Annotated in this window: 20 protein-coding genes; 10 read left to right on the forward strand and 10 right to left on the reverse strand. The window is 68.5% G+C overall.

Annotation, left to right across the window (positions count from 1 at the left end):
• Window positions 1-217: 217 nt before the first annotated feature.
• Window positions 218-433 carry a hypothetical protein gene (locus WS70_RS32100; protein WP_162498946.1) on the reverse strand — a complete coding sequence of 72 codons (216 nt, stop codon included), beginning with the start codon at window positions 431-433 and terminating at the stop codon, window positions 218-220.
• Here WS70_RS32100 and WS70_RS00765 point away from each other — a divergent pair.
• The 3 genes from WS70_RS00765 to WS70_RS00775 all read left to right on the forward strand — a co-directional run bounded on the left by WS70_RS00765 (window position 413) and on the right by WS70_RS00775 (window position 5,394).
• Complete coding sequence (locus tag WS70_RS00765) at window positions 413-2,821, forward strand: heavy metal translocating P-type ATPase (RefSeq protein ID WP_059597398.1); 2,409 nt, start codon at window positions 413-415, stop codon at window positions 2,819-2,821. The two genes, WS70_RS32100 and WS70_RS00765, sit on opposite strands and share 21 nt — an antisense overlap.
• A 12-nt stretch (window positions 2,822-2,833) precedes the next feature.
• Window positions 2,834-3,235 carry a zinc ribbon domain-containing protein gene (locus WS70_RS00770; protein ID WP_059473422.1) on the forward strand — a complete coding sequence of 134 codons (402 nt, stop codon included), beginning with the start codon at window positions 2,834-2,836 and terminating at the stop codon, window positions 3,233-3,235.
• A 695-nt stretch (window positions 3,236-3,930) separates the two neighbouring features.
• The gene (locus WS70_RS00775) at window positions 3,931-5,394 is read left to right on the forward strand and encodes a mechanosensitive ion channel (protein ID WP_059473421.1); all 1,464 of its coding nucleotides are present in this window, start codon (window positions 3,931-3,933) and stop codon (window positions 5,392-5,394) included.
• Window positions 5,395-5,502: 108 nt separating this feature from the next.
• On the opposite strand, the gene WS70_RS00780 is transcribed toward WS70_RS00775, so the two are convergent.
• A complete protein-coding gene (locus WS70_RS00780; RefSeq protein WP_059473420.1) occupies window positions 5,503-6,831 on the reverse strand; it encodes an aminotransferase-like domain-containing protein in 1,329 nt (442 codons plus the stop codon).
• A gap of 84 nt (window positions 6,832-6,915) precedes the next feature.
• Between WS70_RS00780 and WS70_RS00785 the strand changes: the two genes are divergently transcribed.
• Window positions 6,916-7,530, forward strand: coding sequence for a LysE family translocator (locus tag WS70_RS00785; protein ID WP_059473571.1), 615 nt, complete (start codon window positions 6,916-6,918; stop codon window positions 7,528-7,530).
• Window positions 7,531-7,585: 55 nt separating this feature from the next.
• Window positions 7,586-7,924 (forward strand): antibiotic biosynthesis monooxygenase family protein, encoded by a 339-nt coding sequence (locus tag WS70_RS00790; RefSeq protein ID WP_059597381.1) that lies wholly within the window; start codon window positions 7,586-7,588, stop codon window positions 7,922-7,924.
• A gap of 24 nt (window positions 7,925-7,948) precedes the next feature.
• Here the strand turns inward: WS70_RS00790 and WS70_RS00795 are convergent, their stop codons facing one another.
• Window positions 7,949-9,058: an acyltransferase family protein gene (locus tag WS70_RS00795; RefSeq protein WP_059597382.1), complete on the reverse strand. Its 1,110-nt coding sequence runs from the start codon at window positions 9,056-9,058 to the stop codon at window positions 7,949-7,951.
• A gap of 463 nt (window positions 9,059-9,521) precedes the next feature.
• Between WS70_RS00795 and eat the strand changes: the two genes are divergently transcribed.
• From eat to eutC, 3 genes are read left to right on the forward strand one after another with little or no spacing between them, the layout of a single operon-like run.
• Window positions 9,522-10,934 (forward strand): ethanolamine permease, encoded by a 1,413-nt coding sequence (gene eat / locus WS70_RS00800; RefSeq protein ID WP_059597383.1) that lies wholly within the window; start codon window positions 9,522-9,524, stop codon window positions 10,932-10,934.
• 56 nt (window positions 10,935-10,990) lie between these two features.
• A complete protein-coding gene (locus WS70_RS00805; protein ID WP_059597384.1) occupies window positions 10,991-12,388 on the forward strand; it encodes an ethanolamine ammonia-lyase subunit EutB in 1,398 nt (465 codons plus the stop codon).
• Complete coding sequence (gene eutC / locus WS70_RS00810) at window positions 12,385-13,170, forward strand: ethanolamine ammonia-lyase subunit EutC (protein ID WP_059473415.1); 786 nt, start codon at window positions 12,385-12,387, stop codon at window positions 13,168-13,170. Before WS70_RS00805 ends, eutC begins: the two co-directional genes overlap by 4 nt.
• 82 nt (window positions 13,171-13,252) lie before the next feature.
• Here the strand turns inward: eutC and WS70_RS33510 are convergent, their stop codons facing one another.
• Window positions 13,253-14,344 carry a bifunctional transcriptional activator/DNA repair enzyme AdaA gene (locus WS70_RS33510; protein WP_059597385.1) on the reverse strand — a complete coding sequence of 364 codons (1,092 nt, stop codon included), beginning with the start codon at window positions 14,342-14,344 and terminating at the stop codon, window positions 13,253-13,255.
• Between the two features lie 168 nt (window positions 14,345-14,512).
• A complete protein-coding gene (locus WS70_RS00820; RefSeq protein ID WP_059597386.1) occupies window positions 14,513-15,403 on the reverse strand; it encodes a LysR family transcriptional regulator in 891 nt (296 codons plus the stop codon).
• A gap of 169 nt (window positions 15,404-15,572) precedes the next feature.
• Here WS70_RS00820 and WS70_RS00825 point away from each other — a divergent pair, with 169 nt between their 5' ends.
• Entirely contained in the window at window positions 15,573-17,141 is a 1,569-nt protein-coding gene (locus WS70_RS00825; protein ID WP_108033985.1) for an MFS transporter, read from the forward strand.
• A gap of 328 nt (window positions 17,142-17,469) precedes the next feature.
• Here WS70_RS00825 and adh read toward each other — a convergent pair whose 3' ends face one another.
• On the reverse strand, window positions 17,470-18,990 hold the full coding sequence (adh, locus tag WS70_RS00830; RefSeq protein ID WP_059597400.1) for an aldehyde dehydrogenase: 1,521 nt from the start codon (window positions 18,988-18,990) through the stop codon (window positions 17,470-17,472).
• Between the two features lie 305 nt (window positions 18,991-19,295).
• Here adh and WS70_RS00840 point away from each other — a divergent pair, with 305 nt between their 5' ends.
• Complete coding sequence (locus tag WS70_RS00840) at window positions 19,296-20,321, forward strand: helix-turn-helix domain-containing protein (RefSeq protein WP_059597387.1); 1,026 nt, start codon at window positions 19,296-19,298, stop codon at window positions 20,319-20,321.
• 281 nt (window positions 20,322-20,602) lie between these two features.
• Here WS70_RS00840 and WS70_RS00845 read toward each other — a convergent pair whose 3' ends face one another.
• The 4 genes from WS70_RS00845 to WS70_RS00860 all read right to left on the reverse strand — a co-directional run bounded on the left by WS70_RS00845 (window position 20,603) and on the right by WS70_RS00860 (window position 26,022).
• A complete protein-coding gene (locus WS70_RS00845; RefSeq protein WP_059597388.1) occupies window positions 20,603-21,667 on the reverse strand; it encodes a glycosyltransferase family 9 protein in 1,065 nt (354 codons plus the stop codon).
• A 29-nt stretch (window positions 21,668-21,696) separates the two neighbouring features.
• On the reverse strand, window positions 21,697-23,400 hold the full coding sequence (locus WS70_RS00850; RefSeq protein WP_059473410.1) for a thiamine pyrophosphate-binding protein: 1,704 nt from the start codon (window positions 23,398-23,400) through the stop codon (window positions 21,697-21,699).
• 95 nt (window positions 23,401-23,495) lie between these two features.
• Complete coding sequence (locus WS70_RS00855) at window positions 23,496-24,194, reverse strand: endonuclease/exonuclease/phosphatase family protein (RefSeq protein WP_159082848.1); 699 nt, start codon at window positions 24,192-24,194, stop codon at window positions 23,496-23,498.
• A gap of 439 nt (window positions 24,195-24,633) precedes the next feature.
• Window positions 24,634-26,022, reverse strand: a complete 1,389-nt coding sequence (locus WS70_RS00860) for an L-serine ammonia-lyase (protein WP_059597389.1) — start codon at window positions 26,020-26,022, stop codon at window positions 24,634-24,636.
• Window positions 26,023-26,041 lie beyond the last annotated feature (19 nt).

Genomic DNA, 26,041 nt, shown 5'->3' on the forward strand with positions numbered 1-26,041 from the left:
AGTGACTTCAAGGTGTTAACTGTACATCGTCAGTCACAGAGGAGTTGCCATGACCGAGGCCACCCGGGCCGAAAACCGGCCGCGTACGCCCGAAACCGATCGCGACTGCGCGCATCCGAACGATGTGCGCGATCCGGCATCCGTCGACGCTCGCTCGCATTCGCACGTGCACGCCCCTGATGGTGCCGCGGCGTACGCGTACGGTCAGGACGGGCGTTCACGCGGGCGCGAGCTGGCGGATGCGGCCGACCCGAACCGAAAGGACGGCGCTCGACACCAGGGTTGCGCGCACCGTGACGCCGAAGGCCATGCGCATGGCAATGCCCATTCTCGCGAACGCGATCACCATCCCGATCGACGCAATGCGGACTCCGGCGCGCGAGCGAATGGTGAAGGAGCGAACGGTGAAGTTCTGCTTCGCGCCGATGGTCACGCTCAGTCACGCGCCGACGGTTGTTGTTCGCACGACCACCAGCACGGCGATATCGACGCGCTTGCAAACCGTGGAGCCCCGTCTCACGATCGTGGTTCGATTGGTTGCGGCCACGATGCGCGAGCCGACGACGATCGTCAGCACTCCCACTCCCACGCTGATGCCGATGCCGATGCCGACTGCTGCGCACCCGCACCCGCCGCGTTCGCGCCGCTGCCTGGCGCGCGGAAGGCAGCGGACGGCCGCGTGCGCTCCGCGTTCCGGATCATGCAGATGGACTGCCCGACCGAAGAAACGCTGATCCGCAAGAAGCTCGGCGGGATGGCCGAAGTCGCGGCGCTCGAATTCAACCTGATGCAGCGGATGCTGACGGTCGAGCACGCGCCGGGCGCGGAGGCGGGCATCGTCGGCGCGATCCGCTCGCTCGGGATGACGCCCGAGCAGGCCGACACTGGCGCGACGGGCCGCGGCGCGTCGCCCGTGCCGGCCGAAGCGCAGCGGCCGTGGTGGCCGCTCGCGATCGCGGGCGGCGCGGCGGCCGCGTCCGAGGCGGTCACGTGGCTGCAGCTTCCCGTATGGCTTGCCGCCGCGCTCGCGCTCGCCGCGGTCGCGACCTGCGGCCTCGGGACGTACCGCAAAGGCTGGATCGCGCTCACGAACGGCAATCTGAACATCAATGCACTGATGAGCATCGCGGTGACGGGCGCGATGGCGATCGGCCAGTGGCCCGAGGCCGCGATGGTGATGGTGCTCTTCACCGTCGCCGAGCTGATCGAGGCGCGCTCGCTCGATCGCGCGCGCAACGCGATCCAGAGCCTGATGCGGCTCGCGCCCGACACCGCGACGGTCAAGCAGCCCGACGGCTCGTGGCGGACGATCGATGCCGCGCAGGTCGCGCTCGGCGCCGTCGTGCGCGTGAAGCCCGGCGAGCGGATCGGTCTCGACGGCGAGATCGCCGCCGGCCGCTCGACCGTCAATCAGGCGCCGATCACGGGCGAGAGCCTGCCCGTCGAGAAAGGCGACGGCGACCCGGTGTACGCGGGCACGATCAACGAAGCCGGCTCGTTCGAATATCGTGTGACGGCGGTCGCGGGCAACACGACGCTCGCGCGGATCATCCACGCGGTCGAGGAAGCACAGGGGGCGAAGGCGCCGACGCAGCGCTTCGTCGACAGCTTCGCGCGCATCTACACGCCGATCGTTTTCGCGATCGCGCTCATCGTCGCGATCGCGCCTCCGCTCGTGTTCGACGGCGCATGGCGCGACTGGATTTATCGCGCGCTCGTGCTGCTCGTGATCGCGTGCCCGTGCGCGCTCGTGATCTCGACGCCCGTGACGATCGTGTCGGGTCTCGCGGCGGCCGCGCGGCGCGGCATCCTCGTGAAGGGCGGCGCGTACCTCGAGCAAGGCCGCCGGCTCGCGTGGCTCGCGCTCGACAAGACGGGTACGATCACGCGCGGCAAGCCGGTGCAGACCGACTTCGAGATGCGCGCGGCCGGCATCGACGTCGCCCGTGTGCGGCGGCTCGCCGCGAGCCTCGCCGCGCGCTCGGACCATCCGGTTTCGCAGGCGGTCGCGGTGGCCGGCGTAGCCGAAGGCGGCGCGGGCGGCGTCGGCAACGGCAGGGACGCGTCGTTCCTCGACGTCGCCGACTTCGAGGCGATTCCGGGCCGCGGCGTGCGCGGTGCGATCGACGGCACGCTGTACTGGCTCGGCAACCACCGCCTCGTCGAAGAACTCGAATGCTGCACGCCCGCGCTCGAAGCGCGCCTCGACGAGCTCGAGCGGCAGGGCAAGACGGTCGTGATGCTGATCGACGGCACGCGCGTGCTCGGCCTCTTCGCGGTCGCCGACACGGTGAAGGACACGAGCCGCGCGGCGGTCGCCGAGCTGCACGCGCTCGGCATCAAGACTGCGATGCTGACGGGCGACAACCCGCACACCGCGGAGGCGATCGCGCAGCAGGTCGGCATTGACGACGCGCGCGGCAACCAGTTGCCGCAGGACAAGCTCGCCGCCGTCGACGAACTCGCGACAGGCGGCCGCGCGGTCGGCATGGTCGGCGACGGGATCAACGATGCGCCCGCGCTCGCGCGCGCCGATATCGGCTTCGCGATGGGCGCGATGGGCACCGACACGGCGATCGAGACGGCCGACGTCGCGCTGATGGACGACGACCTGCGGAAGATCCCGGCATTCGTGCAGCTGTCGCGCGCGACGCATCGTGTGCTCGTGCAGAACATCATGTTCGCGCTCTCCGTGAAGGCGGTGTTCGTCGGACTGACGGTCGCAGGGATGGGCACGATGTGGATGGCGGTGTTCGCCGACGCGGGCGCGAGCTTGATCGTCGTCGGCAATGGCTTGCGACTGCTGCGCCGCGGACAGTGAACGGAGGAGACGATGAACTGGCTCAAGCGGATCGTCGGCGGTGGGCATCATGGAAACGGCGGCCGTCGCAACCATCACGGTGGCGGGGCGGGCGGTGGGCACGGTCATGGCCGCGGCTACGGTTGGGGCTCCGACAGTCCCGGCGGCCGCGGTTGGGGCCGCCGGGACGCACCGAGTGACGACGGCCGGGATCGAGAACGTAGCGGCGTTCCGCCTCAAAGGGAGACGAGCGGGCCCGTGCAGCGCGCCGCATGCGCGAAGTGCGGCGCGATCAACGGAGCGGATGCGAAGTTCTGCGCGCAGTGCGGCGTATCGCAGGCACCGGCCGCGTGCGGTGGATGTCGCGCGCTGCTCGATGCATCCGCGCGCTACTGCCCGCAATGCGGGACGGCAGTCTCGAAGGCGCGCGCGTGACGCGAGGCGGGGCGGGGTGCGGGCGGTTGCCATGCGATGCGTCGGCGCGCGCATTCCGATAGCGCTGCTAAGCAAGTTCGCGATTGCGTGCGTGAGATTTCAGGCGCGCTATTCGGGTCGATATATTCGAGTCGACCCGTTCGTTCGGTGCACAAGTAAGCAAGCGTCGATATGTTTGATGCAGTGGTTCGACGCAATCCAGTCGCGGTGAGCGTCCGAACCCGTTCGTTTTCTCGCTGCCCTATCTGCAGCGAAGCGAATCCGCCGACTCAGCCGCGACACGGCCAAACTTGCCCACGGCAGCCGTTGTTCAGCGCGCACGGCGCACCCAAATCGCCCCCTGTCTGTCCGACGCCCCGCACAGCAAATCCCGGGCCTGCCATAGCGAACGAAAGCGTCTTGCGCAAGCCGGTTCACATTCTTCCATCAATCATCCCGTCTGTTTCATGCTTGCGACTCGCCGACACGAACGCGCGCCGTGTGCCGCATCATTTCGCGACGCGCGCAACGTCCGTGCGCACGATTTTTATTAGCAGGATCGATCCCTTAGAATAAAGTTCGAGTACAGTGAAGCACGATTGAAGCCGTCATCGTTCCCCGTGTAAGGTCGCCGCTGCGGAGCCAGGTTTTTCTTCGGAGTCCGCAGGTTGTTCGTCGAGGTCCAACGCAACATCACGCTTTTCGGGAGAGAACATATGGATTCATCCAGTTTCCTGACGTCGATGCAGAGCACGCTCGGCGTTTATCTGCCCAAGATCGCGGGCGCGCTCGGCATCCTGGTCGTCGGCTGGCTGATCGCCGTGATCGTCCGGGCGGGCGTGCGGCGCTTGCTGAGCGCGCTGAAGGTCGATGCGCGCATCGCCGAAAGCACCGGCCAAGGCGCACAAGTGGAGCGCATCATCGCGGGCGGCCTGTTCTGGCTCATCCTGCTCGTGACCGCGGTCGGCATCTTCAACGTGCTGAACCTCTACGCGGTATCGAATCCGTTCTCGCTTCTCGTCACGAAGATCATCAACTATCTTCCGAACCTGCTCGGCGGCGCGGCGCTCACGCTCGTCGCGTGGCTGATCGCATCGCTGCTGCGCAGCCTCGCCGACAAGACGCTGAAAGCGAGCAAGATCGACAGCAAACTGTCGGAAACGGCAGGGATGCGGCCGATGAGCTCGTACCTCGGCGACGTGCTGTTCTGGCTCGTGATCCTGATGTTCATCCCGGCGATCCTCGCCGCGTTCGATTTGAACGGGCTGCTGTCGCCCGTGCAGGGGATGATCGACAAGATCCTCGCGATCGTGCCGAACGTGTTCGCCGCGGCCGTGATCGGCTTCGTCGGCTGGCTCGTGGCGCGCATTCTGCGCGGGCTCGTCACGAACCTGCTCATCGCGGCGGGCGCCGACAGGCTCACGCAAAGCGTCGAGAGCCCGGCGCCCGTGAAGATCTCGAGCCTCATCGGCACGGTCGTCTTCATCTTCGTGTTCGTGCCGACGCTGATCTCCGCGCTCGACGCGCTGAAGATCGAGGCGATCTCGCGGCCCGCGACCGACTTGCTCGGCCAGTTCCTCAACGCGGTGCCCGACATCTTCGCGGCCGTCGTGATCGTGCTCGTCACGTTTTACGTCGCGCGCTTCGTCGGCGCGCTCGTGCAGAAGCTGCTCGTCGCCGCGGGAGTCGACGGCCTGCCCGCCGTGCTCGGCGTCGAGCGCGTGTTCACCGGGATGCTGCAGCCTTCGGTGCTGGCCGGCCGGCTCGTGATTTTCTTCGCGATGCTGTTCGCGACCGTCGAAGCCGCGAACCGGCTCGGCTTCACGCAGGTGCGCGACGTCGTCACGCTGTTCATCGAGTTCGGCGGGCACGTGCTGATGGGCGGCGTGATCCTCGTGATCGGCTTCTGGCTCGCGGGCCTTGCGCGCCGCGTGATCGAGCAGACCGACAGCGAGCACAGCCGGCTCTTGTCACGCATCGCGCAGTTCGCGATTCTCGGCCTCGTGTTCGCGATGGGATTGCGCGCGATGGGCATCGCGAACGAGATCGTGCAGCTCGCGTTCGGCCTCGTGCTCGGCGCGATCGCTGTCGCGGTCGCGCTGTCGTTCGGTCTTGGCGGCCGCGAAGCCGCGGGCAAGCTGCTTGACCGCTGTTTCAACCAGCGCGGCAAGCAGGACTGACGCGCGGGCGGTCGCGCGACGATCGCCCGTGCATCGGCGCGGTTTCCGCGGTGGCGCGCCGGTGTGGCACCGGGCGCCGTTTTCGCGTGCCGGACTTCGACGCGAACGTCACCCGATTACCGCGCTTCGAACCTTCCGCAACGCGTCTTCGAGTGATTCGAGCGCAATCGAGCCGAGCGCGATCCGCAGCGCATGCGGCGCGCTCGGCGCGGTCGAGAACGGCTCGGCCGTCGTCACGAGCACGCCTTCGCGCTCGAGTTCTGCCGCGACCCGGTCCGCGCGCAGTTCCTCGGGCATCGCAAGCCACAGATAGTAGGAAGACGGATGTGAGACGACGTCGCCGTCTCGCAATATCCGTCGCGCGAGCGTCTGCCGGCGTCGCGCATCCTTGCGCTTGCGTTCCTCGAGCGTGTCGACGATTCCGCTGTCGATCCACTGGCACGCCAGCGCGACCGTCAGCGACGGCGTATTCCACGTCGACACGCGAATCGCGTGCTCGAGCGCCGGCACGATGCGCTCCGGCGCGGCCACGAAGCCGAGTCTCAATCCCGACGCGACGCTCTTCGACAGCCCCGATACGTAGACCGTGCGATCGGACGCATGGGTGAATACGGGCTTCGGCGCGGGCTCGGCGAGAAACGCGTATGCGCCGTCCTCGATGACGAGCAGATCGTGACGCTCGGCGAGCTCGGCAAGGCGCATGCGACTCTGCGCGGACATCACGGAGCCGAGCGGATTGTGCAGCGTCGGCATCGTGTAGACCGCGCGCACCGGGCGCTTTCTGCAGAGCGCGTCGAGCCGGTCGAGATCCAGGTTCTGCTCTGCCGACAGCGGCAGCGGCGCAAGCACGATTCGGTGCGCGAGCGCGAGCGCTTTCATGCCGGGATACGTCAGCGCGTCGACAGCGAGGATTTCGCCCGGCTTCATCGTCGCCATCAGCGTCACCGCGAGCCCCTGCTGCGCGCCGTTGACGATCAGCACCTGCTCGCCCGGCACGCGGATGCCGCGATTGCGCAGATGCCTCGCGACGGTCTGCCGCTCGTGCCAGCGGCCGCCTTGCGGCGCCGAATGCAGCAGCGCGTCGAGATCGCCGGACGCGGCGAGGCCGCGCAGACCGCTGCGCAGCAGTTCGACCTGGCCCGGCAGCGACGGATAGTTGAACGTCAGATCGATCGCGCCCGCCTTCGCCGGATGCTGCTCGAGGCCGAGCCCGCGCGGCAGCGACGTGTCGCGCACGAACGTGCCGCGCCCGGTCTCGCCGACGATCAATCCCGCTTCCGCAAGCGCCGCGTAGACGCGCGACGCTGTCGCCAGCGCGATCCCGTGCCGCTTCATCAACGCGCGGATCGTCGGCAACTGCGCGCCGGGCGCGAGCGTGCCGGCGCGGATGCGGGCGGCGAAGTCGTCGACGATCGTCTGGTAGCGTGATTCGGCCATCGCGTTGTATCTAGAACAATTGTTTGTTTGTATCGGATGGCGCAGATTACGCTGCGCGTGTCGTTCACGCAAACATTCGCCAACATGATCCAGACGTCCACTCTGTCGGTCTTCATCGCGGCCGTGATGGTATTGCTGATGTCGCCGGGCCCGAACATGGCTTTTGTGATCGCGCACGGCGCGGCGTACGGGCTGCGCGGCGGCATCGCCGCGGCGCTCGGCGTCGGCGCCGCCGATCTGGTGCTCACCGCGCTGACGGCGGCGGGCGTCGCGGCCATCGTCGCCGCGTGGCCGCCGTCGTTCGACCTGATCCGCTATGCGGGCGCGGCCTATCTGCTTTGGATGGCGTACAAGGCGGTGCGCCATCCCGGTTCGCTCGGCAAGGCCGCCGCAACTGAGCGGTCGCTCTGGTCGGTCGGCATGCGCGCGATGCTGAACAGCCTGTCGAATCCGAAGGCGCTGCTGTTCTTCATCGTCTTTCTGCCGCAGTTCGTCGATCGTCACGGCGCGTCGATCGCCGGCCAACTGGTCGCGCTCGGCTGCGTGCTGACCGCGATCAGCATCACGTTTCACGCGCTGCTCGGCGCGGCCGGCCATGCGGTGCGCGGGTTCGTCGGGCATCGCACGGCATCTGCCTGGCTCGCGGCCTTATTCGTGCTGCTTGCGGTGCGCCTTGCGACGATGTCGAGGCTGTCGTGAGCGACGCACACGGTGCACACGGCGCATGCGCGCGTCATCGATAGGAGAACTTCCGATGTACATTGCCGCTTTCATCTACCGGCCCGGCAGCTTCGACGACGAATTCCGGCGGCTGACCGCGTCGATCGACGACGTCGCGGCGAGCCTGCCCGGCTTCGTCGGCATGGAGTCGTGGCGCTCGACGGACGGGCTGATGTTCAACGCGAGCTACTACTGGCGCGACGAGGCGACGCTGCGCGCGTTCGCGGCGCATCCGAAGCACCTCGATGCGAAGCGCGGGTTCCGCAAGTGGTACGACGGGTATCACGTCGTTGTTTCGAAGGTCGAGCGCGCATACGGCGACGGTTCATTTCAGCATCTCGTTCCGGATTCGCGGCGAGAGCAGATCGATTAGCATGTCCAACGATCGTGCCGACGATCAAGCGACATCCGCGCTGCCGATCCGGCCTTTCTCCGGCGCGCGCGCATAACCGGCCGGCAGTGGCGGGAAGCCGACGAGCCGCGCCGTTCCCGAACGCAGCGTGAGTACATAGAGCAGCATCGGGCAAACGATTCCCGCGAGCGTGCCGAGCGCGAGTTGCACGCCGACGTCGACGACGCCGAGTTTGACGAGCGCGATGCGCGTGGCGGCCGTCGCGAGGATATGCGCGAGATAGATCGGCATCGATGCGAAGCCGATGTGCTCGAGCCACGTCGGACGGCGCGCGAGCCGGGGCGCGGCGTCGCCGCGTCGCGCCGCGCGATCCGCGACGAGCAGCACGAGCGCGCAGCCCGCGAGTGCGGCGGGCAAGGCCCAGACGCTGTCCGGTTCGCCGAAGCGATGCGCGAGCGCGACCGCCGCGGCGAACGTCACGGCAACGGCGACGAGTGAGCGCCCGCTCGACGCGCGTTCGACGAGCGCGGGCAGCTTGTCGCCGATCAGCATGCCGAGCACGAAGAACGGAAGGTACGTGAGCGTCATCGACACAATGCCCCATTGCGTCGACGAGCCGGCGGCGAGCGCGACGACCGCGAGTCCGCCGATCGCGAGCGCCGCAAGCGATGCGAGCGCACGTCCGGACGCCGCGCGGTCGTGCGCACGGATGCCGGGCGCGACGATCGACCCTCCCCATGCGATCAGCATGCAGATGAAGAGCGCGTACAGGAACCAGAACTGGCCGAACGGCCGCCACCCGATCGCGAGCAGATCGTTCGGCGTGAACGCATGATTCATCCCGCGCGACGACAGCGCGAGCTGCACCGCGCCTTGCAGCAGCGACCAGGCGAAGTACGGATAGACGATCGTTCGCAGCTTCGCGAGCAGGAAGCCGTCGCCCGCGCGCTGCAGCGACTTCGGCACGTGCAGCCCCGACAGCAGGAAGAAGAGCGGCATGTGGAATGTGTAGATCGTGTAGTCGGTCGCGGCGAGCAGAGCGCTCGGCCAACCGGCCGGCACGAGGCCGGCGGCGAACAGGCCGCGCAGCGCGTGGCCGTACACGACGAGGATGATGCCCGCGCCCCGAGCGGTATCGAGATAGGAGTCCCGCATGCTCTGAATGATTGGAATGGTCGATCGCTGGGCCGCGCGTCGCCGGAAAGACGGCGCGCGGGACGCTCACTGCGTGACCACAATGTAGGGGCTTGCACGCCGGCGATCTGTGTGCCGGGCGACACAAGTTCGCTGTCGTGTCGTGCGGCGGACGCGGACGCTCGGCGGGCGGCACGCGAGGAGGCCGGCGTGCGGATACGCGCGCATCCGATGCGACGCATGCCGCCGGTCGCATTCGCCGCATCCGCCGTGCGTTGCGATGCAGCAAGTCGCAACGCGCGCGTGCACACCGATCCCTGCATGCGCCCGCTTCAGCCGTCGGAAATATTTCCGTATGCGAAATGAAAGCGCGGACGTTTGCCGATTTTCGATAACACGTCAATTATTGACTCACTAGCATCGATTCTCAGTTGCGGGGCGGGCCGATCTCGGCGCCGGGCTCCGCCCCTTCGAGGAGAGATTCATGCAGACAGAGTCGAATGGCCGTCCCGGCGCGGGTGGCGGCAAGGCAGCGCAGCCGGCGCTGCAGCAAACCCTCGGCACCTGGCAGTTGTGGGGCATCGCGGTCGGTCTCGTGATCTCCGGCGAATACTTCGGCTGGAGCTACGGCTGGGCGAGCGCGGGCACGCTCGGCTTCGTCATCACAGCGCTGTTCGTCGCGGCGATGTACACGACCTTCATCTTCAGCTTCACCGAGCTCACGACGTCGATCCCGCACGCGGGCGGCCCGTTCGCGTACGCGCGGCGTGCGTTCGGCCCGGCAGGCGGCTATCTCGCGGGCGTCGCGACGCTCGTCGAGTTCGTGTTCGCGCCGCCCGCGATCGCGCTCGCGATCGGCGCGTACCTGCACGTGCAGTTTCCGGGGCTCGAACCGAAGCACGCGGCGATGGGCGCGTATCTCGTGTTCATGGCACTCAACATCGTCGGCGTGCAGATCGCCGCGACGTTCGAGCTCGTCGTCACGCTGCTCGCGATCTTCGAGCTGCTCGTGTTCATGGGCGTCGTGTCGCCGGGCTTCGCGTGGAGCAACTTCATGAAGGGCGGCTGGTCCGGCGCCGATCACTTCAGCGTCGGTGCGTTCCACGGGATGTTCGCGGCGATTCCGTTCGCGATCTGGTTCTTCCTCGCGATCGAAGGCGTCGCGATGGCGGCGGAGGAAGCGAAGCATCCGAAGCGCTCGATCCCGATCGCGTACGTCGCCGGCATCCTGACGCTCGTCGCGCTCGCGATCGGCGTGATGGTGTTCGCAGGCGGCGCGGGCGACTGGACCAAGCTCGCGAACATCAACGACCCGCTGCCGCAGGCGATGAAGTACATCGTCGGCGCGAACAGCGGCTGGATGCACATGCTCGTGTGGCTCGGCCTGTTCGGCCTCGTCGCGTCGTTCCACGGGATCATCCTCGGCTATTCGCGCCAGATCTTCGCGCTCGCTCGTGAAGGCTATCTGCCCGAATGGCTCGCGAAGGTGCATCCGCGCTTCAAGACGCCTTATCGCGCGATTCTCGCGGGCGGCGTGGTCGGCATCGTCGCGATCTACAGCGACGAGCTGATCCAGTTCGGCGGCCAGACGCTCACTGCGAACATCGTGACGATGTCCGTATTCGGCGCTATCGTGATGTACATCGTCAGCATGGCCGCGCTCTTCAAGCTGCGCCGCGTGCAGCCGCGGATGGAACGCCCGTTCCGCGCGCCGCTGTATCCGTTCTTCCCGGCGTTCGCGCTCGTTGCGGCGATCGTGTGCCTCGGCACGATGGTGTACTTCAACGCGCTCGTTGCGTCGATCTTCGTCGTGTTCGTCGCGCTCGGGTATGGCTACTTCCTCGCGACGCGCTCGCAGCGCGCGGCCGCGCCCGCCGACGCGCTGCTCGAGGAGTAGGAAGCGTGCGCCGCGCGCCGGAGGGCGGCGCGCGGCCGTTACGACAAGGAGTCCAGATGCGATATACGGAGACGATCGGTTCGCGCACTTACCGCTTCGCGGACCTGAAGACGCTGCTCGCGAAGGCGAGCCCTTTGCGTTCCGGCGACCAGCTCGCGGGCGTCGCGGCCGCGACGGAGGAAGAGCGCGTCGCGGCGAAGATGGCGCTCGCGAGCGTGCCGCTCGCTGCATTCCTCAACGAGGCGGTGATCCCTTACGAAGACGACGAGGTCACTCGCCTCGTCGTCGACACGCATTCGCGCGACGCATTCGCCGAGATCTCGCATCTGACCGTCGGCGATTTTCGCAACTGGCTGCTGTCGAGCGCCGCCGATTCGGCCGCGCTCGAGCGGATCGCGCCGGGACTCACGCCGGAGATGGTCGCGGCGGTGTCGAAGCTGATGCGCAACCAGGATCTGATCGCGGCCGCGAGAAAGCGCCGCGTCGTCACGCGCTTCCGGAACACGGTCGGGCTGCCGGGACGGATGTCGGTGCGGCTGCAGCCGAACCATCCGACCGACGACGTGAAAGGGATCGCCGCCTCGATGCTCGACGGCCTGATGTACGGCTGCGGCGACGCGATGATCGGCATCAATCCGGCGACCGACAGCCTCGCCGCGATCACGAAGCTGCTCGCGATGATCGACGCGTTCCGCGAGCGCTACCGCGTGCCGACGCAGTCGTGCGTGCTCACGCACGTGACGAACACGATCGCGGCGATCGAGAAGGGCGCGCCCGTCGATCTCGTGTTCCAGTCGATCGCGGGTACCGAGAAGGCGAACGCGAGCTTCGGCATTTCGCTGTCGCTGCTCGCCGAAGCGCGCGAGGCGGCGCTGGCGCTCGAGCGCGGCACGGTCGGCAACAACCTGATGTACTTCGAGACGGGTCAGGGCAGCGCGCTGTCGGCGAACGCGCATCACGGCGTCGATCAGCAGACCTGCGAGGTGCGCGCCTACGCGGTCGCGCGCGCGTACGAGCCGTTTCTCGTCAATACGGTGGTCGGTTTCATCGGCCCCGAATATCTGTACGACGGCAAGCAGATCATTCGCGCGGGGCTCGAGGATCACTTCTGCGGCAAGCTGCTCGGCGTGCCGATGGGCTGCGACATCTGCTACACGAACCATGCGGAAGCCGACCAGGACGACATGGACAACCTGCTGACGCTGCTCGGCGCCGCGGGCATCAACTTCATCATGGGCATTCCGGGCGCGGACGACGTGATGCTCAACTACCAGAGCACGTCGTTTCACGATCAGCTCTACGTGCGCGAGGTGCTCGGCCTGCGCCGCGCGCCCGAGTTCGAGGAATGGCTGGAGGCGATGGAGATCGCGGATGCGCACGGCGCGCTGCGCGCCGCGTCGGCGCGCGTGCCGCTCCTCGCCGGCGCGAACGACTGGATGGGGCTTTCCGCATGAGCGACGCGGTCGAAAAGAACCCGTGGGGGCAGCTCAAGACGTTCACGAACGCGCGGATCGCGCTCGGACGCGCGGGCAACAGCTTGCCGACCGCGCCGCTGCTTGCGTTCAACCTGTCGCACGCGCAGGCGCGCGATGCCGTCCACCAGCCGCTCGACGCCGACGCGCTGCGGCGCGAGATCGAAGCGGCCGGACTCCCGACGCTCGGCGTGCAGAGCGCCGCGCCGGACCGGCAGCATTACCTGCGCCGGCCGGACCTCGGCCGCAAGCTGTCCGACGACGGCCGCGCGCTGCTCGCCGGCTACGGCGCGGCGCTCGACGCCGCGCCGGACGTCGTGTTCGTCGTCGGCGATGGGCTGTCGGCGTTCGCGGCCGCGAAGCAGGCGCTGCCGCTCCTGAATGCGATGCGGCCGAAGCTCGACGGCTGGCGGATCGGGCCTGTCGTCGTCGCGCGGCAGGCGCGCGTCGCGCTCGGCGACGAGATCGGCGAGCTGCTCGGCGCGGGCCTCGTCGCGATGCTGATCGGCGAGCGGCCGGGTTTGAGCTCGCCCGACAGCCTCGGCGTGTATCTGACGTACGCGCCGAAGGTCGGCTGCCACGACGCGCAGCGCAACTGCATCTCGAACGTGCGTCCCGAAGGGCTGCCGCACGATGCGGCCGCGCACAAGCTGCACTATCTGATGACGCATGCGCGGCGGCTCGGGCTGACGGGCGTCGGACTCAAGGACGACAGCGATGCGTTGTTGTCTTCGGCGGACGCGGAGCGGATCGCGGCGGCGTAGTTCGGCCGTGGTGCGGTGAAACGCGCTCGTGTGGCGCCGGCAGAGGGCGGTGCGGCTGCGCCCGCGCGCGGAAGCGCCGGCCTTATCCCTCCGCGCTTGCCTCGATTGTCTCGACCGGCACATCCGCATGCCGCCGCTCGTGCTCGAGCAGCCACCGCTTGCGCTCGATTCCGCCGCCGTAGCCCGTGAGCGAGCCGTCCTTGCCGATGATCCGATGGCACGGCACGATGATCGAGATGCGGTTCGCGCCGTTCGCCGCGGCAACCGCGCGCACGGCGAGCGGGCTGCCGAGCTTGCGCGCCTGCTGCTGATACGCCGCGGTGCGTCCGTACGGCACGGTCAGCAGTTGCCGCCACGCGGCGCGCTGGAACGCGGTGCCGGGCGCGTCGAGCGCGACGTCGAAGCGCTGCCGCCTGCCAGTGAAGTATTCGGCGATCTCCCGCTGCGCTTGCCGCGTGTGCCGATTCTCGCCGACGAGCACGCGCGCGCCGAGCAAACGCTCGAGATCGGCGAATTCGGCCGCGAGCGTGCGGCGATCGACGAATTCGAGCAGGCAGACGCCCTTGTCCGTCGCGCCGACGAACATCGGGCCGAGCGGCGTCGTAAAGCGGGCAGTGACGATCGTGTTCGTATGAGCGCCTTGCATCGGCGTGTCTCCGAGAATTTTCCTGAACGTGTGTGCGAAGCCGCTCAGCGAGCCGTAGCCGGCGTCGACTGCGGCATCGGTCGTGCGGGCGCCGTCCCGCATCGTCTGTCGCGCGGCGTCGATCCTGAGCATCCGCTGGTATGCGTGAAACGTCATCCCGTAGTGCCGCGCGAACCAGCGGCGCAGGCTTTCCGGGCCGATGCCGTGCGCACGCAGCGCGTCGTCGGAGATCCGTTCGTGCGGATGCGCATCGACGAGCGCGAGCGCCCGCGCGACGGCGGGCGGCGGCTCGCTCGCCGGGCGCGTCGGCCGGCAGATCTTGCACGGGCGATAGCCGGCCGCGAGCGCGTCGTCGAGCGTCGTGAAGAATTCGACGTTCTCGCGCTTCGGCTTGCGCGCGCGGCAGGTCGAGATGCAGAACACCGACGTCGTCTTCACGCCGACGAAGAACGTGCCCGCGTATTCGGGCGACCGTTCGACGAGCGCACGGTAATAGACGTCGATCCGCCGCGGGTCGGCGATGCGCATGGCAGGCTCCAGCGAATGCGATGGAACGACGATAGCGCGCGTCGCGCGCGGGCGGCAACCGAAAATCGGACGAGTATTTTTTCGGGCCGGACGGCGTCCGATGTGTCACGCTTTTGGCGTCAGGCGTCAGGCGTCAGGCGTCAGGCGTCGGATGTCGTGCGTCGTGCATCACGCGTCGCGAAACAGCCGTTCGCAGACGAAATCGACGAACACTCTCACCTTCGGCGACAACTGCCGATTCGACGGCCACAGGATCGAGAACTGTCCGGGGCCGATCCGATAATCGTCGAGCACGGTCGTGAGCGCACCTTCGGCGAGCGCGTCGCGTGCGAGGAAGTCCGGCATGTAGCCGATGCCGAATCCCGCCATCACCGCGGCGCGCAGCGCCTCCATGTTGTTGCACGTCATCGCCGTGTGCAGGTTCGGCGGCTCGCAGCCGTCGGCGAGCAGCGCCCACGGCTGCAGCTTGCCCGTCGTCGGAAAGCGGTAGCGCACGCACGCGTGCGCGTCGAGGTCGCGCAGCGTGCGCGGCGTGCCCGCCAGCGCGAGATACGCGGGCGATGCGCACAGCACGAAGCAGAACGGACCGAGGCGGCGTGACATCAGGCTTGAATCGCTGAGCGCGCCGCTCCTGATCACCGCGTCGAAGCCGCCTTCGACGACGTCGACGAGCCGGTCGTTGAAATCGAGATCCAGCTCGACGTCCGGATAGCGGCGCTTGAATTCCGGCAAGACGGGCAGCAGGAACCGGTAGCCGATCACGGGCAGGCTCACGCGCAACCGGCCGCGCGGCGTCTGCGCGCTCTGCGACACGGTCGCCTCCGCGTCGCGCAGCTCTTCGAGCACGCGGTGGCAGCGCTCGTAGAAGTGGCGTCCTTCGTCGGTCAGCATGACCTTGCGTGTCGTCCGGTGAAAGAGCCGCACGCCGAGCGTGCGCTCGAGCTTCGCGATCGTCTTGCCGACCGCCGACGCCGACACGCCGAGCTTGCGCCCGGCCGCGACGAAGCTGAGCGTCTCCGCCGTGCGCACGAACGCGACGATGCCATTCAGGTTGTCCATATCGCTCCGAGTCTCTTCGTTCGCTGAAATTCAGGAATTGAAATCAGCAATATACGGAATCTTGCGTTGTTTTTCGTCGATTGAATCCGGATTATCGTTCGTCGCTCTGCCGGCTTGCTCGCCGCGCCCGCCGCGGCGCGGCGACGACCGACGCTTTCCGAACGGAGCGATGACGATGGATCGATCTTTTTCTGCCGCGCGGCTCGCGATACTCGCGGCCGTCTGTCTTGCCGCGCTCGCGCTGCCGCTCGGCTTTTCGGGCGGCGCGGTCGCGACGCCCGCGATCGGCCGCGATCTCGGCGGCGGCCCGATCGCGATGAGCTGGATCACGAACGCGTTCATGCTGACGTTCGGCAGCCTGCTGATGGCGGCGGGCGCGCTCGCCGACCAGTTCGGCCGCAAGCGCGTGTTCGCGCTCGGCGTCGGCGGCTTCACCGCGTGCTCGCTCGCGCTCGGCTTCGCGCCGTCGATCGTCGTCGTCGATCTTCTGCGCGCGGCGCAAGGCGTCGCGGCGGCGGCGGCGCTCGCGGGCGGCACGGCCGCGCTCGCGCAGGAATTCGACGGCGCCGCGCGCACCCGCGCGTTCAGCCTGCTCGGCACGACGTTCGGGCTCGGGCTTGCATTCGGGCCGGTGCTCGCGGGCGTGCTGATCGAGCGCTTCGGCTGGCGCGCGATCTTCGCGACCGGCGCGGCGGCCGGCGCGCTGTCGCTCGCGGTCGGCGTGCCGCGGATGCGCGAATCGCGCGATCCGAACGCGCAAGGCCTCGACTGGGCGGGGACGCTCGCGTTCACCGCGATGCTGTCGAGCCTCACGTTCGGCGTGATCCAGGCGCCTGAAAGCGGCTGGGCGAGCCCACTCGTCGCGGGGCTGCTCGCGGGCGCGGCGCTTTTCGCGATCGCGTTCGCGGCGATCGAGACGCGCGTCGCGCGGCCGATGCTCGACCTGGCGCTGTTTCGCTACCCGCGCTTCGTCGGCGTGCAGGTGCTGCCGATCGCGACCTGCTGCTGCTACATCGTGCTGCTCGTCGTGCTGCCGCTGCGCTTCATCGGCGTCGACGGCTTCAGCGAAGTCGACGCAGGCTGGCTGATGCTCGCGCTGTCGGCGCCGATGCTCGTCGTGCCGATGATCGCCGCGACGCTCACGCGCCGGATGTCGGCGGGCGTGATCTCGGGCATCGGCCTTGTGATCGCCGCCGCGGGCCTCTGGTGGCTGGGCCGCGCGCTGCACGACGGCGCGGGTCCCGCGGCGATCGCGCCGATGCTTGCGATCGGCGTCGGCGCGGGGATGCCGTGGGGGCTGATGGACGGCTTGTCGGTGAGCGTCGTGCCGAAGGCGCGCGCCGGGATGGCGACGGGGATTTTCAGCACGACGCGGGTCGCGGGCGAGGGGATCGCGCTCGCGATCGTCAATGCGATCCTGGCGACGTTCGCGCAGTCGCACGTGCGTTCGGCGACAGCGTCGCTCGCCGCGCCGGCCGCCGTGCACGAGGCCGCCGCGCGGCTCGCGACGGGCGATCTCGCGCATGCAGCCGCACTGTTGCCGGGCGTCGCGCGCGCGACGCTGCGGCAAAGCTATGCGGCAGCGTTCGGCAGCGTGCTCGAAGGGCTGACGGTCGTCACGCTGTTGTGCGCGCTCGCCGCGTTCGCGTTCCTGAGCCGGACCCGCGCGCATGAAGAGCCGGCGGCCGGACCCGCTCGGCAGCCGCGCACGCTGACGCTCGATCGCGAATGCGGTTGAGTCGACGCGACGATCGCCCGGCCGACTTGGTGTGAAGAGCGTGCGGCCAATGAATGATGCGACGACGATTGACGCGACGATGGAAGACGTGCGCCCTGCGAACGAGGTGCGCGAGATGAGACTCTACGTCGCACTGCGCCGAGTCGCGCCTAGTGCCGCGACGCGACGACGCGACGATGTGACGACGCGCGAGCCGCTCGCCCGCTCGACCGATTCGACATCCCAGTCGCAAGAACGCCCGGCGGATCCGCATCGAGACGCGAATCCACCGAGCCGGGCCAAGCCGTTCATGCGACGCGTATCGGTCGCGCATCGCCCGCGTGCGGGATCAGAAGAACCCGAGCGGCTTCTCGCTGTAGCTGACGAGCAGATTCTTCGTCTGCTGGTAGTGGTCGAGCATCATCTTGTGCGTCTCGCGGCCGATCCCCGACTGCTTGTAGCCGCCGAACGCCGCGTGCGCCGGATACGCGTGATAGCAGTTCGTCCACACGCGGCCCGCCTGGATGCCGCGGCCGACGCGGTATGCGCGGTTGCCGTCGCGTGTCCAGACGCCCGCGCCCAGGCCGTACAGCGTGTCGTTCGCGATCTCGAGCGCCTCTTCCTCGGACTTGAACGTCGTTACCGCAAGCACCGGCCCGAAGATCTCTTCCTGGAAGATGCGCATCTTGTTGTGGCCGCGAAACACGGTCGGCTTCACGTAATAGCCTTCCGACAGCTCGCCGCCGAGCACGTTGCGCTCGCCGCCCGTCAGGCACTGCGCGCCTTCCTTGCGGCCGATGTCGATGTACGACAGGATCTTTTCGAGCTGCTCGGACGACGCCTGCGCGCCGATCATCGTCTGCGCGTCGAGCGGGTGGCCTTGCTTGATCGATTCGACGCGCTTGAGCGCGCGCTCCATGAAGCGCTCGTAGATGCTCTCCTCGACGAGCGCGCGCGACGGGCACGTGCAGACCTCGCCCTGGTTGAGCGCGAACATCGCGAAGCCTTCGAGCGCCTTGTCGAAGTAGCTGTCGTCGCGGTCCATCACGTCGGCGAAGAAGATGTTCGGGCTCTTGCCGCCGAGCTCGAGCGTGACGGGGATCAGGTTCTCGCTTGCGTACTGCATGATGAGGCGGCCCGTCGACGTCTCGCCCGTGAACGCGATCTTCGCGATCCGCTTGCTCGACGCAAGCGGCTTGCCTGCCTCGAGCCCGAAGCCGTTGACGATGTTGAGCACGCCGGGCGGCAGCAGATCCTGGATCAGCTCGGCGAACACGAGGATCGACGCGGGCGTCTGCTCGGCCGGCTTCAGCACGACGCAGTTGCCGGCCGCGATCGCGGGCGCGAGCTTCCACGCGGCCATCAGGAGCGGGAAGTTCCACGGGATGATCTGGCCGACGACGCCGAGCGGCTCGTGGAAGTGATAGGCGACCATGTCGCCGCCGATGTCGGCGATCGAGCCTTCCTGCGCGCGGATGCAGCCCGCGAAGTAGCGGAAGTGGTCGATCGCGAGCGGCACGTCGGCCGCGGTCGTCTCGCGCAGCGGCTTGCCGTTGTCGATCGTCTCGGCGACCGCGAGACGCGCGAGGTTCGCCTCCATCCGGTCGGCGATCTTGAGCAGCACGTTCGCGCGCTCGCCCGCGCTCGCCGCGGCCCAGCCGGCTTTCGCGGCGTGCGCGGCGTCGAGCGCGAGCTCGACATCCGCTGCGCGCGAGCGAGGGATCGCGGTGAACGGCTGGCCGGTCACGGGCGAGACGTTGTCGAAATACTCGCCGCCGACCGGGGCGACCCATTCGCCGCCGATGAAATTCCCGTATTGCTTGCGGTACGGAAATTCGATGTTCAGGTGTTGCATGTCCGCGTGATTCATCGTTGCTCCTCGCATGTCGGTATCGGTGATGCGTCGCGCGACGTGCGCGACGCCCGTCGTTACGCCAAAACCGTGCCAGCCGGCTGCGCGGCGGTGCATCGGGGCCCCGGCGCGGGGCTCGGCGCGCGGGCGCCGCCGCCTGGCGCGCGCGACTGCGCCGTCGTTGAACAGCCGCCGCATGCGGATTGTTCAAATGCGGCGCAGCGCGAAGACGAGACCGGCGATTTTGGCGACGCTACGCTTCGGCATGGGAATTGCGTAATCGAACGGATCGTTTCAGCTTCAGCGACGCAAAAGAGGGCGCGATGGATCACGAGCACACCGGCGCCGAGACGACGGCGGAGGACACGGGGCGCAGCGCGGACGGCGACGGCACGGCCGGGCGCGCCGTCGTCAGCGTCGCGCACGACGCCGACGAGCAGGCGCGCAACCTGATCGGCTGGCGCCAGACCTACGACCAGCTCGCGGCGGGCCGCTTCGTCGGCACGCTGACCGAGCTGCCGCTCGACACGATGAAGGTGTTTCGGGAGACGACGAGCCACACGCTGCGGCAGGCGTGCGAGGTGCGCGGGGACGCGTACTGGTTCGGCATTCCGGTCGCGCGCGACGGCGCGGCGCGCATCGACGCGCGGCCGATCGCCGCCGATGCGCTCGCGTTCCGGCCCGGCAACGTCGAATTCGAGCTGTTGACGCCCGCGCAATTCTCGATCTACGGGCTGGTCGTGCGCGGTGCGGTGCTGCGCCGCTACGCGGAGGAGGTCGAGCGCTGCGGGCTCGACGAGCGGTTGCCGCTCGTGCCCGTCGTGCGCGTCGGCGAGGCGCGGCTCACGCGGCTTTGCGCGCTGCTCGCCCAGCGGCTCGACGACGCGGACGCGATGAGCGCGGCGGGCGCGCCGCTGTCCGACTGCGCGCGCAACGACTTGCAGGCGGAAGTGCTCGCGGCGCTGTTCGACCTGTGCGTGTCGCCTGCCGCCGACGTGACCGTCGAGCATTCGTCGCGGCGGCGCAAGATCGTCGCGGCCGCGCGCGACTACGTGCTTGCGCATCGTTCGCGGCCCGTCGGCGTGCCCGAGCTGTGCGAGCAGCTGCACGTGAGCCGGCGCACGCTGCAGTACTGCTTCCAGGACGTGCTCGGGATGGCGCCCGCGACCTACCTGCGCGCGCTGCGGCTGAACGGCGTGCGGCGCGACCTGCGCGGACGCGCGGCGGATTCGGTGCAGGACGTCGCGGCCGCGTGGGGGTTCTGGCATTTGAGCCAGTTCGCGACCGACTATCGGCGGATGTTCGGCGCACGGCCGTCCGAGACCTTGCGCGACGCGCTCGCTTGCTGAAAAAGGACGGTTGCGAGCGGGGCGGCTGGCGCTTGTGCCGGCTTGACGCGGCATCGCACGATGCGGCGGCTTGCTTGCGATGCCGGGCGAGTGAGATGTCGGCGGATTGCCGTCACTTGCGCGACGAAGCGCGGCAGCAGCGGATCGCATGGCGCTTGTGGAAAGGCGGCAAGCAAGTACTATCGCAAGCGTGCCCGACCGTGCGTACCGGCGCCCGCGCGCTGCTCCGTGCTCATCGCTTACCACTTCCGCTTACCGCTTGCTCAATGGCTTCGCCGCGCTCACCCCCGCGCCGGCGGCCAAGCGATCGCGTCCCAATCGACCCGCCGATACGCAGCCTCGACCAGTGCGATATCGCCGGCCGCGTCGCTCTTGTGGCGATTGCGCAGCGTCTCCGGCACGTCGAGCGCGATCGCCGTGCAGAACGGATAGTCGCGCACCCGCAAGTCGGGCGCGATGCTGGAAAAGCACGCGAGCGTCGGCACGTCGAACCCGGCCGCGATGTGTACGGCCGACGTGTCCGCGCACAGCGCGACGCTCGCGTGCTTGACCCAGCGAATGAACTGCGCGGTATCGCCGGAGTGGTCGCTCACGTCGACGTAATCCGGATGATCGATCGGCTCGAAGCCGACCACGGGCAGCCGGTAGGTCCGCGCGAGCCGGTCGACGAGCGCGGCGCGCAGTGCCGGCGGAATGCTGCGCAGCGGGGTGCTTGCCTGCGGGCAGAACAGCGCGTAGCGCCGGCCGCGCCATTCGCGCGGCGGCTCGGGCAGCGCCAGCCGGGCGAGCCAATGATTGCGCTTCGCGCCGGCGGCGACCGATTCGGGCGGTACGCCGAGCGCCGCGAGGAAGAAGTCGATCATCGGCAGTGTTGCGAACGCGGGCCAGTACAGGTGATTGCCGAGATCGATGCGCGTGTTGCCGGCTGGCAGCGCGGCGGCAGGCCACGGCAGCGGGCGGATCGGCGCGATCACGTCCGCCGCGAGCCGGTACAGCGCGTCGACGTAGGCGGGCGCATGCGCGGGCCGGTACAGCACGAAGCGCGCGTGCGGGTGACGCGTCTCGATCGCCGCGAGCGCCGTGAGGCCGATCACCGAGTCGCCGAGTGTGACGCCCATCCCGTTGATCACGTGAACGGTCGATAACGTCGCGTAATCGAGCGTGAACGGGCGGCTTGCCGCGTGCAACAGGCCGAGGCGGGCCGCCGCGCCGACGTAGCCGTGCGCGTCGGCCGCCGTGCGCTCGAGATCGTATGGCGCGACGAGCCGCCCGTCCGGCGCGAGCAGCGTGCCGGGGTAGGCGAGCGCGTCGGCGGGCGACAACGTGGCTGCGGCGTGCGTCGTCATCGATGCGGGGTGCGGTGCAGGACGACGCGTCAAGCGCGACGCGCACGCAGGCCCTGCTCACGCACCTGCTCGAGCGTCGCGGCGGGCGTGCAGGCGTCCTGCGGCACGCGGATCTCGATCAGCGCGGGCAGCCCGCTCGCGAGCGCGCGATCGAGCGCGGGCAGGAAATCTGCGGTGCGCTCGACCGTTTCGCCGTGCGCGCCGAACGCGCGCGCGTACGCGGCGAAATCCGGGTTCGTCAGCCCCGTGCCGTGCACACGCCCAGGATAGTTGCGCTCCTGATGCATGCGGATCGTGCCGAAATGACCGTTGTTCACGACGAGTACGACGATCGCGAGCCCATATTGGATCGCGGTCGCGAGCTCGCTGCCCGCCATCATGAAGCAGCCGTCGCCCGCGAGCGCGACGACCGTGCGCTGCGGATACAGCGACTTCGCCGCGAGCGCGGCCGGCACGCCGTAGCCCATCGCGCCGCTCGTCGGTGCGAGCTGCGAGCGGAAATGCCGGTACGCGAAATGGCGATGCAGCCACGCCGCGTAATTGCCCGCGCCGTTCGTGACGATCGCGTCGTGCGGCAGCCGTTCGCGCAATTGCAGCATCAGCTCGCCGAGCTGCACGCCGCCCGGCATCGGGCGCGGCGTGCGCCAGTCGAGATAGGCGCGATGCGCGTCGGCGGCGCTGCCCGTCCACGCGGGCGATGCCGGCGGCTCGAGCGCGGCGAGCTGCGCGGCGATCTCGGGCATCCCCGACGCGATCGGCAGATCCGCCGCATAGACCCGCCCCAGTTCGTCCGCGCCCTGGTGCGCGTGAATGAGCACTTGCTTCGGCTTCGGAATGTCGATCAGCGTATAGCCGCCCGTCGTCGCTTCGCCGAGTCGCGGGCCGAGCGCGAACAGCAGGTCCGCATCCTGGATGCGGCGCGCGAGCGCCGGATTCACGCCGAGGCCGACGTCGCCCGCGTATTGCGGATGCTCGTTGTCGAACGTGTCCTGATAGCGGAACGCGCACGCGATCGGCAACTGCCAGCGCTCGACGAACGTGCGCAGATCCGCGCCCGCCTCGGGCGTCCAGCCGCTGCCGCCCGCGACCACGAGCGGCCGCTCGGCGCGCGCGAGCCGCTCGCGCAGCTCGTTCATCTGCGCGGCGGACGGCGCAGCGGCGATGCGCTTCGCCGCGGGCGCGACGGGTTGCGGCGCGCACGACTCGGACAGCACGTCCTCGGGCAGCGCGAGCACGACGGGGCCAGGCCGGCCCGACATCGCGACGTGAAACGCGTGGCTCAGATATTCGGGGATGCGGCGCGGATCGTCGATCTGCGCAACCCACTTCGCGAGCTGGCCGAACATCCGCCGATAGTCGATTTCCTGGAATGCCTCGCGATCGAGATGCTCGCGCGCGCATTGGCCGATGAAGAGGATCATCGGCGTCGAATCCTGGAATGCGGTGTGCACGCCGATCGATGCGTGCGTCGCGCCGGGGCCGCGCGTGACGAACGCGATGCCTGGCCGGCCGGTCAGCTTGCCGACCGCTTCCGCCATGTTCGCGGCGGCGGCTTCGTGCCGGCAGACGACGGTCTGGATGCGTTCGGTTTCGTCGGCGAGGGAATCGAGGACGGCGAGAAAGCTCTCGCCGGGCACGCAGAACACGCGCTCGACGTGATTCGCGAGCAGGGCGTCGACGAGCAGGCGTGCGCCGGTGGTGGCGCGCTGCTCGAGGTCCGGGGAAATCGACATGTAAGACGGACTCCCTTCGTGGCGGGACGTACAGCTTACGCCGGAAGGGAAGGTGGCGGAAGGCGCGCCATTACCTATGGCGCGCCCGATGGCGATTACCAGCGGAACGACTGCGGGTAGTGATCCGATGCGCCGACCAATTGAGTTCCGGCCTGAGAAAAGGTGAATCCAGGCGCGTTGGTGATCGCATAGTCGAGAATGCCGCCGCCTTGTTGCGTCGCGCGGTTGCTGCTCACGACGGCGCCTTGCGGCGGTGGAACGAATCCCGCCGCATTCGGCGGCGCATTGAAGTCACCGACGCATGCCCAGGTTCCGCCGAGCTGACTGATCTGTCCGATCTGCGCATTGTTCCACGTGCAGACATTGGCCAGCGTGACGTTGCGGGATACCGGCGGGCTGTGAATCGAATAAATCGTGATGGCGTTACGCGTTTGGGGATCGGTGACCGTGCACCACGGCATCGCGCGCGGGCTGTTCGGATTGAAGCCCGCGGCGGCGGGCATCAGGATATGGCGCTCGCTCGGGGCGATGTTGCTGAGCACGGCGAGGCCGAGCCGGTCTTGGGGCGCTTCCCAGTACACGCATTCCATGAAGTCCGCGCGGACTCTGAAGTTACCCGTGTAGCCGATGATTGCGCCGTCGTTGCCGATGATCGGCGCCCTTTCCTCCAGCAACGTCGCGAAGTTCGACCCGCATTCCTGCAGGCACAGCACGTTTGCGCGGGTTTGTTGCAGTACCGGGTCCAAATAGACGGCATTGGTTGCGCCCAGCATGTTCCACGTAGCGATGATCATTTTTTCTCCTTTGAGCGACATGGGGAGTCGGAGACGAGCACGGCTGCGGCGGCGAACGTCGGGCGACGCGGCCGCTCGGACGGTAGTCCCGCCGATCAAGATATCGATTGGCGGGCGGGCGCGATACTGACAGGAATGGTAGGCGCGCGGCGGCGTCGACGCGCTGCGCGCTGGTCGGCATTGCGCGCTCGCGAGCTGGTGCCACGGGCGGCAGGCGGTTTTTTTGTCGTTAGGGTGTTGCTTGAGGTAGGGGAGAGATCCGAGCGCTGCTTGCGGCAAGAGCGAGATACGCCGAGTACCGGTTGTGGACGCGTAAAAATGCCGTAAGCGCGCCGCTTCGCCGCACGTGAGCCGGCCATGCGCCGCGCGAGTTGCGTGGCCGGATGGCCGCGAGCGCGGCGCGAAGAAAACCGGGAGGCGGCGTTCGGCCGCCCCCGCATCAGCACTCGACGATATTCACCGCCAGCCCGCCGCGCGACGTTTCCTTGTACTTCGTCTTCATGTCCGCGCCCGTCTCGCGCATCGTCTTGATCACGGAGTCGAGCGACACGTAGTGCGTGCCGTCGCCGCGCAGCGCCATGCGCGCGGCGTTGACGGCCTTCACCGACGCCATCGCGTTGCGCTCGATGCACGGAATCTGCACCATCCCGCCGACCGGATCGCAGGTGAGGCCGAGGTTGTGCTCCATGCCGATTTCGGCCGCGTTCTCGACCTGTTGCGGCGTGCCGCCCAGCACGGCCGCGAGCGCGCCCGCCGCCATCGAGCACGCGACGCCGACTTCGCCCTGGCAGCCGACTTCGGCGCCCGAGATCGACGCGTTGAGCTTGTACAGGATGCCGATCGCCGCCGCCGTCATCAGGAAGTCCATCACGCCTTGCTCGTTCGCCCCCGGCGTGAAACGCGTGTAGTAATGGAGGACGGCCGGGATGATGCCTGCAGCGCCGTTGGTCGGCGCGGTGACGACGCGTCCGCCCGCCGCGTTCTCTTCATTGACGGCGATCGCATACAGGTTGATCCAGTCGATCATCGACAGCGGATCGCGCAGCGCCTGCTCCGGGTTGCCCGTGAGCGTCCGATAGAGCTGCGGCGCGCGGCGCTTGACCTGGAACGGGCCGGGCAGGTTGCCGTCGGCGTCCGGGTTGTCGATCCCGCAGCCGCGCGCGACGCAAGATTGCATCACGTCCCAGATCTTCAGCAGGCCCGCGCGCGTCTCCTCCTCGGTGTGCCACGCGCGCTCGTTTTCCCACATCAGCTGCGCGATCGACTTGCCGGTCGATTCGGTGAGCGCGAGCAGCTCGGCGCTCGTGCGAAACGGATGCGCCATCTGCTCGACGGCGGCGAGCACCTTCGTGTTCGGTGCGCCCGCGGTGACGACGAAGCCGCCGCCCACTGACAGATAGGTCGCCTCGCGCAGCACCGCGCCGTTCGCGTCGGCCGCGCGCAGCTTCATCGCGTTCGGATGCTCGGGCAGCGCCTGCCGGTAGAACGCGACGTGCTCCTTCGGCACGAACGGCACCGGATGCGTGCCGAGCAGCGCGAGCGTCTTCGAGTCGCGCACGGCGTCGAGCCGCGCGGCGATCGTCGACGGCTCGACGGTGTCGGGCGCGTCGCCCATCAGGCCGAGCATCACGCCGCGATCGGTGCCGTGGCCCTTGCCCGTCGCGCCGAGCGAGCCGTACAGCTCGACCTTCACGCTCGCGGTCGCGGCGAGCAGCGCGTCGCGTTCGAGCCCTTGCGCGAACATCAGCGCGGCCCGCATCGGACCGACCGTATGCGAGCTCGACGGACCGATGCCGATTTTGAAAAGATCGAACACGCTGACTGCCATTTCCTTTCCTGAATTGCTA

Source organism: Burkholderia mayonis, from assembly GCF_001523745.2.
Classification (GTDB): domain Bacteria; phylum Pseudomonadota; class Gammaproteobacteria; order Burkholderiales; family Burkholderiaceae; genus Burkholderia; species Burkholderia mayonis.